Source organism: Halopiger djelfimassiliensis (assembly GCF_000455365.1).
GTDB lineage: Archaea > Halobacteriota > Halobacteria > Halobacteriales > Natrialbaceae > Halopiger_B > Halopiger_B djelfimassiliensis.
The window spans coordinates 87,573-93,935 of sequence record NZ_HG315684.1 but is presented as its reverse complement, the minus strand read 5'-3'; the positions used below and the strand labels follow the sequence as shown (position 1 = coordinate 93,935).

Genomic DNA, 6,363 nt, shown 5'->3' with positions numbered 1-6,363 from the left:
CTCTCACCAAATGATGTTACGAAAGCATCCAACCCCGGCCGTGGCTACGAGCGTAGAGAGATTCCCAGTTGTCGGCTTCATCCCACCCCTGAAGGGGTGGGCTTTCGCCTCGCTACCGCCGTAACCGGCGGAGTTCGGATCGCCCGGCCGACACGCGGCCGGCTCGGGCCGGAACCGCCCGTTCGTCGGCCGACGGCTGCGTGTGCTACCAATCTTTATCAGTGACGACTGCCGTGTCTGGAGTATGGCCAGGAAATCGTATCAGGAGAAACTCGCGGCGCTTCGCGAGGATGTCCTCTATATGAGCGAAGTCGTCATGGAGCGACTTCGGATGGGGCTCGACGCGCTCGAGCAGAAAGACGAGGACCTCGCACAGGAGGTCATCGAAGGTGACGGCGAGGTCAATCGCATGTACCTCGACCTCGAGCAGCAGTGTATCGATCTGCTCGCGCTCCAACAGCCGGTCGCCAGCGACCTCCGCTTTATCGCCGCCTCGTTCAAGATCATCACCGACCTCGAACGGATCGGCGACCTCGCGGTCAACCTCGGCGAGTACACCCTCGATGCAAAACGTGATCTCTTTCCCGACGTCGACGTCCAGGAGATGGGCGAGATCACCCTCGAGATGATCGACGAGGCGATGGAGGCCTACGACACCGAAAATACCGACGCCTGCCGGGAGCTGGCCGCTCGCGACGACGACCTCGACGCCTTCGCCGAGCGGGCCAGCGAGATCGTCGTCCGGGACCTCATCGAGCGCGAACTCGACTCGCCCGACGAGGTCGAACGGCTCCTGCAGGACGTGTCACGGCTGCTGTTGACGATCCGGGACCTCGAGCGCGTCGGCGATCACGCCGTCAATATCGCCGCACGAACCCTGTACATGGTCGAAAACGACGACGAACTGATCTACTAGGACGACAGCGGCGTCAGTTCGACGCGTCCCGTGGCGTCGACCGTGACGCGATACCCCGCGTAGGAGAACGTAACGACACCGTCGGAGCGATCGAGCGATCCCGACGAATCGAACAGGGAGTCGAGTGCGGCCGGATCGATCGCGCCGTACAGCGGCTCGAGTTCGTCGGCGACGGCGGTCAGATCGTCGGCGTTCGATCGCGCCGCGATGGCGCTGATGACCGCCTCGCTGGGCGGTTGCGCCGAGGTCGCCTGATAGACGAATCGTCCGTCGGTCGTCTCGTGTCCGCTCTCGGGCGACGGGGGCTCGGTGTCGGTGGTCATACCGGACGGACGGGCGGACGCGGGGAAAGCTGTCGCATTGGCTGCCCAACCCTTTATCACGGGTCGTCTTCGGCCAGCGTCTGCTGGAGGAGATTCGCCTGTCCGCGTCGCAATCGCGCGGACAACGCCTGATCCGAGATGTCAAGCTCCGACGCGAGCGCGGAGAGGGTCGTCTCACGCGGGACGTCGAAGTAGCCGCCCTCGAAGGCGGCGAGAAGCGCCTCTTGCTGTCGGTCGGTGACGCCGTACCGTCCGGCGTTCGCGGTCGGCTCCCGTTCGGAATAGATGCACTCGAGTTGCATCCCGACGTCCCGCTCGAGACAGCTATCGCGGAAGGCAAACAGGGCATCACGCGAGGGCGCTCGTGCGCGGACGACGGTGTCGTCGGTGACGACGATGTCCAGAATCGTGATGTCGTGTTCGGCCGCGACGGGATACGTGAGTCGCTTTGCCGCCTGATCGCTCAGTACGACGCTGTAGAGTCGTTGTTCGGTCGACTCCTCGAGGACGGAAAACGAGCGGACGGTCTCGTCCTCGGTCAGCGCCGACTGGAAGGGTGCGAACTCGTCGCCGAACGCCCAAAAGAGGAGCTTCGGCGTCCCGGTTTCGGTGCCGTAGACCTCCTCGAGCCGGATCTTCGGGATCGCCGTCGCCGCCGTCCGTAAGATCGGGGTCCGGAGGACGTACTCGACGATAAGCGCCACACCGCTAGTTACGGCTCGAACGGAATGGGTATTGGTGTTCGTATTCCTGAACGACAATTGGGGCTGTAAACGGGTCGTCGCCGCTGTCACCGGCGTTCTCGGGGCGGGACCCCGGTAAGCAGTTGTCCGACGTCGTCGACGTTCCCCGTCCGGAGCAACAGCGCCGCCGCCTTTCGGACGGGAAACTCGGCCTCGAGAGCGACCCCGTGACAGCGGGCGTAACACTCCAGCCAGTCGTTCATCGCGCGCCGGAGCGCGGCGAGTTCGGGTTCGGAGAGGGGAACCTGCCGGCCGCCCGCGCGAGCCTCGACGTAGAGGCCGATCGCCCGGCCCGCGCCATCGCGGAGGGAGGATTCAGGGGTGATCGCCCTCCCCGCCGCGTCGGTCGCGTCGCCGCCATCGAACGCCGCCCGCTCGCGTTCGGCGCGGCGCTCGAGGGCGGCGATCCGGGGTCCGTACCGGCTCACGTTACCCCTCGCGGTACCTGACCCCCTTGCCGCCGCGGGGGTGTTCCCACTCGGTTTCGGCGACGATCGCACAGGTCCCACACTCGACGCAGGGCTGGGTGTCGAGGCTGATCACCGTCTCCTCGGTTCCGTTTCGCTTGACCCGTTCCGCACGATAGCAGCCGCCGCCGAAGTCCTCGGCGCTGACCGGACAGGCGTGGACGGCCGCCCCGCTCGCGTCGGGCGCGGCGTCGGTGAGTTCGATGTGGGGGTTCCCGACGTCGGTGTCGTAGGTGAGCGAACCGATCCGCTCCTCGAGCGTCGGCGGGTCGACGGGGCTGTCCCAGTTGATCGTCCGCCCGCGCTCCGCGGCGATGTGCGCCGGCAGCGTGACATATCCCGTTCGCGTGTCGGGCAGCATCGACACCAGCAACGGCGAGTTGTAGGCCCGTTCGAGGAGCCGCTCGGAAAGCGCGTTCCCGAGGAGGGCCGACCCGAGCCGCGACTCGAGGACCCGTTCGACGGCGTTCGTGACCGCATCCCGTTCGCCGACGGTTCGGGCGATCTCGTACCGGCGGGGCCGGAGTTTGTCCATCGTCCCCGAGTCCGCGAGCAGTTTGGCGTACCGACGGCCGGCGGCCTCGGGGTCGGCGTTACCCCGCGTGACGGCGAACGCGTCCGCGGCGAGCGCGCCCGCGGTGACGGCGTGGTTCATTCCCTTGATGATCGGCCCTTGAGCCTGCATCTGGCCGGCGGCGTCGCCGACGAGGACGAGCCGACCGCGGTACGGCTCGCGGAGGGCGATCTTCTTCGAGTCGGGGACGAGCTTCGCCGCGTACTCGCGTTCGCCGTAGTCGTCGCCGAGCCACCCGGCGAGCAGCGGATGGGTGAGCAAGGCGTCGAGCAGTTCGTGTGGCTCGGCCCGCTGCTCGACCAGGCTATCGAGGTGGAAGACGGTCCCGATCGACAGCGAGTCCGCGTTCGTATAGAGAAAGCCCCCGCCGCGGACGTCGTCGAAGAGGTCCCCGGCGAACAGGTGGGCGACGCCCTCGTCCCTGCCGACGTCGAATCGGTCGTCGATGACGTCGGGCTCGAGATCGACGACGGCTTTGACGCCCTGAAACCACGCGTCGGGATCGTCGCGGTTCAGCAGCCCCGCCTCCCGGGCGAGTTCGGAGTTGACGCCGTCGGCGGCGACGATCAGATCGGCCGTGATCGGATCGAGTTCGTCGCACGTGACGCCGACGATCCGACCGTTTTCCCGCAGGAGACCGTCGACGCGGACGTTCGTCAACACGCCGCCGCCCGTCTCGCTCGTCTTCTCGTGGACCCGCTGCTCGAGCCACGAGTCCATCGAGCGGCGCAACACCGCGTCACACCAGTCGGTGTCGTGCTCGTGGAGATCGGTCAGGTCGAAGGTCGTGACCCTGTTCCCGGCGACGTTGTGGATGTAGTAGTCCGTGACCGGCCGTTCGGTCGCCGCCCCGCGGAACCCCTCGAAGAGGTCGTCGATCGTGTACGGGGCCGACTCCTCGGCGTAGATGAGTCCGCCCGAGACGTTCTTCGATCCGGCCTCGGCTCCGCGCTCGAGGACGAGCGTTTCGATCCCGTGATCGGCGAGTCGCGCCGCGGCTGCGGCGCCGCCGGGACCGCAGCCGACGACGACCGCCTCGTAGTGTTCACGCCCCTCGCGAGTCGCGCTCATCGGTCGTCACCCCCGCTGCCGTCGGCAACGGCCTCGAGCCGCGTGGTCCCCGATTCGACCGCCGCCGTCAGCCGGGGCAACACCTCGAAGAGATCGCCCTCGATGAAGTAATCGCTGAAGTCCCTGATCCGGGCGTTCGGGTCCGTGTTGATCGCGACGACCGTCCCCGATTCGTCCATGCCGACCTTGTGCTGGACGGCACCCGAGACCCCCGCGGCGATGTAGAGATCCGGCGCGACGACCTGTCCGGTTTCGCCGATCTGGCGTTCTTCGCTGGCGTACTCCTTGACGTGGCCCTCGAACTGGTACGAGGAGGTGACGATCCCCCGCGTGATGCCGAGCTCGGCGTCCCCGAAGGCGTCGACCAGTTCGAGCCCGCGTTCCATCCCGGCGGTCGGATCGTCGGCGATCCCGCGGCCGAGACAGACGATCACGTCGTGACCGGCGAGATCGACCCCGGCCTCGAGGCGGTCGTTGCCGGTGATCTCGACGTGGAACCACGCCTCGTCGAGGTCCATGTCGTGTTCGACGACCAGTCCGTCGCGGTCGTCGTCGGGCTCGATCGGGTCGAAGCTGCCCGGAATGATCGACGCCCCCTGCGGGTGAAACTCCCGATCGGGATTGTCGAGACAGAGGATCGTCGAGTACTCGAAGCCGGAGAAGTCCGGCCGTTTCATGTGCAAGACGTGCTCGAAGGTCTTCTTCACGCCGGGTTCGCCGGTCTTGACCGGGTTCGAGACCTCGTTCTCGTCGATGAACAGGTCCGAACAGTCCGAGGCGAGTCCCGAATCCAGTTCCGCCTGCACCATCGCCGAGAGGTCGCGGCCGTTGTGCGTCGCCGGGAACAGGAGATACCGGGGCTTGTCGTACTCGCGCCAGTCGGTGCTCTCGGCGGTTCCCTCGCCGCGGGCCATGTGCGCCGTGATCTCGGCGTAGGGTTTGTGCAGAAACCGTTCGAGGCGCTCGTCGTCGTGGTAGACCGCGACGTCGGCCCCGTAGGCGAGACACTGCTCGGCCAACGCCTCGCAGTCGTCGCCCACCAGAACGGCGACGACCCGCTCCGCGTCGGCCGGCGAGGAATCGGCGTCAGCGCCGTCGCTTGCGGCATCGTCGTCCGCGGCGAACCCGTCCATCAAGCGCCGGGCCTTCCCCAGCATCTCGAGCGAGACGTCGAGCAACTCGCCGCCCTGTGTCTCACAGACCACCCACATGTCCGCGTAGTCGCCGTCCGCGAGCGCGCGGACGTGTTTCTTGTCCCGTGTCGGGTGTGAGAGGGACTCCTCGTCGTCACCCTCGTCCGAGTCGGTCGCCGACATGGTTAGCTCCCGGCCTCCGCGGCATAGGGGGTGAGTTGCTCGAGCACCTCGCCCATCCCGTCCTCGTCGGCGGGATCGATCACGGTCGCGTCCCGCTCCGAGGGCGCTTTGGGGATCGGGTCGACCGACGAGACGATCGTCGGCGAGCCGTCGAGCCCGATGTAGTCGGGATCGAGGTTCAGATCGACGTGATCCCACGTCGTCAGGTGCGTTTCGTGTTCGGCCGCCCGCTCTCGGGTCTCCTTCCGGAGCCGCTTGCGGGCCAGCCGGTGGGAAGCGTTCCGGTAGGTCGGTTCGAACTCCGGATCGGTGACGACGACACACGGCAGCGGGGCTTCGACCGTCTCGATCTCGTCGACGTCGCCCTCGACGAGCCGCTTTGCGCGAAGCCGCCGTTCGTCCGGGTCGATCGCCAGCGAACGGACGTGGGTGACGAGCGGCCAGTCCATCGCCCAGCAGGTCTGGGGGCCAGTCTGGCCGGTTTCGCCGTCGGCCGTCTTGAACCCCGCGAACACGAGGTCGATATCGGCGATTGCATCCTGATAGGCCTCGAGACCGGCACTGAGCGTGATGGCCGTCGCCCACGTATCGGAGGCGGCCAGTTCACGGTCAGAGAGCAAGTAGCTGTCGTCGGTATAGACCGACTCCATGGCCTCCCGGAGGACGTCCGCGTACCCCGGCGGACCCATGCTCATACCGCTTACGTGTCCGCCGTGTCGAACTCTGGTCTGGAGGGCCGCCCGAAGTGCGGCCTCGTCGTTCGGGTTCATCACCGTCGGCGTCTTTCCGCGCTCGAGGTGTCCGTCCTCGTCGAACGACACCGCCCCGTCCGAGAAGTCCGGGACGCCCTTCGTCAGTACGATAGATCGCATGGTGCTCTCCGTCGCTGCAGTGTGGCTTGAAATACCATGCCTGTCCCCCTCTATCGTAATTATCAGTATTAAAAATGTGGT

7 protein-coding genes are annotated in these 6,363 nt (G+C 66.7%); 1 reads left to right on the top strand and 6 read right to left on the bottom strand.

All coding sequences use genetic code 11. The features are described from left to right. Positions 1-244 precede the first annotated feature (244 nt). Complete coding sequence (gene phoU / locus TX80_RS00510; protein WP_049920884.1) at positions 245-916, top strand: phosphate signaling complex protein PhoU; 672 nt, start codon at positions 245-247, stop codon at positions 914-916. On the opposite strand, the gene TX80_RS00505 is transcribed toward phoU, so the two are convergent. The 6 genes from TX80_RS00505 to TX80_RS00480 form a co-directional block, all read right to left on the bottom strand. Further along, positions 913-1,239 carry a HalOD1 output domain-containing protein gene (locus TX80_RS00505; protein ID WP_049920882.1) on the bottom strand — a complete coding sequence of 109 codons (327 nt, stop codon included), beginning with the start codon at positions 1,237-1,239 and terminating at the stop codon, positions 913-915. The two genes, phoU and TX80_RS00505, sit on opposite strands and share 4 nt — an antisense overlap. 56 nt (positions 1,240-1,295) lie before the next feature. Beyond that, positions 1,296-1,943: a helix-turn-helix domain-containing protein gene (locus tag TX80_RS00500; RefSeq protein WP_049920881.1), complete on the bottom strand. Its 648-nt coding sequence runs from the start codon at positions 1,941-1,943 to the stop codon at positions 1,296-1,298. Between the two features lie 86 nt (positions 1,944-2,029). Further along, the gene (locus tag TX80_RS00495) at positions 2,030-2,410 is read right to left on the bottom strand and encodes a hypothetical protein (RefSeq protein WP_049920880.1); all 381 of its coding nucleotides are present in this window, start codon (positions 2,408-2,410) and stop codon (positions 2,030-2,032) included. 1 nt (position 2,411) lies between these two features. Beyond that, positions 2,412-4,094 carry an FAD-dependent monooxygenase gene (locus tag TX80_RS00490; RefSeq protein WP_049920879.1) on the bottom strand — a complete coding sequence of 561 codons (1,683 nt, stop codon included), beginning with the start codon at positions 4,092-4,094 and terminating at the stop codon, positions 2,412-2,414. Beyond that, on the bottom strand, positions 4,091-5,410 hold the full coding sequence (locus TX80_RS00485) for an electron transfer flavoprotein subunit alpha/FixB family protein (protein ID WP_230198651.1): 1,320 nt from the start codon (positions 5,408-5,410) through the stop codon (positions 4,091-4,093). Before TX80_RS00485 ends, TX80_RS00490 begins: the two co-directional genes overlap by 4 nt. 2 nt (positions 5,411-5,412) lie before the next feature. Continuing rightward, complete coding sequence (locus TX80_RS00480; protein ID WP_049920877.1) at positions 5,413-6,282, bottom strand: electron transfer flavoprotein subunit beta/FixA family protein; 870 nt, start codon at positions 6,280-6,282, stop codon at positions 5,413-5,415. Positions 6,283-6,363: the final 81 nt, after the last annotated feature.

What these genes read in the sequence shown, in the direction of transcription:
- phoU (WP_049920884.1), top strand. Translation starts at nt 245, where the DNA reads ATGGCCAGGAAATCGTATCAGGAGAAACTCGCGGCGCTTCGCGAGGAT.
- TX80_RS00485 (WP_230198651.1), bottom strand. Translation starts at nt 5,410, where the DNA reads ATGTCGGCGACCGACTCGGACGAGGGTGACGACGAGGAGTCCCTCTCA.
- TX80_RS00490 (WP_049920879.1), bottom strand. Translation starts at nt 4,094, where the DNA reads ATGAGCGCGACTCGCGAGGGGCGTGAACACTACGAGGCGGTCGTCGTC.
- TX80_RS00480 (WP_049920877.1), bottom strand. Translation starts at nt 6,282, where the DNA reads ATGCGATCTATCGTACTGACGAAGGGCGTCCCGGACTTCTCGGACGGG.
- TX80_RS00505 (WP_049920882.1), bottom strand. Translation starts at nt 1,239, where the DNA reads ATGACCACCGACACCGAGCCCCCGTCGCCCGAGAGCGGACACGAGACG.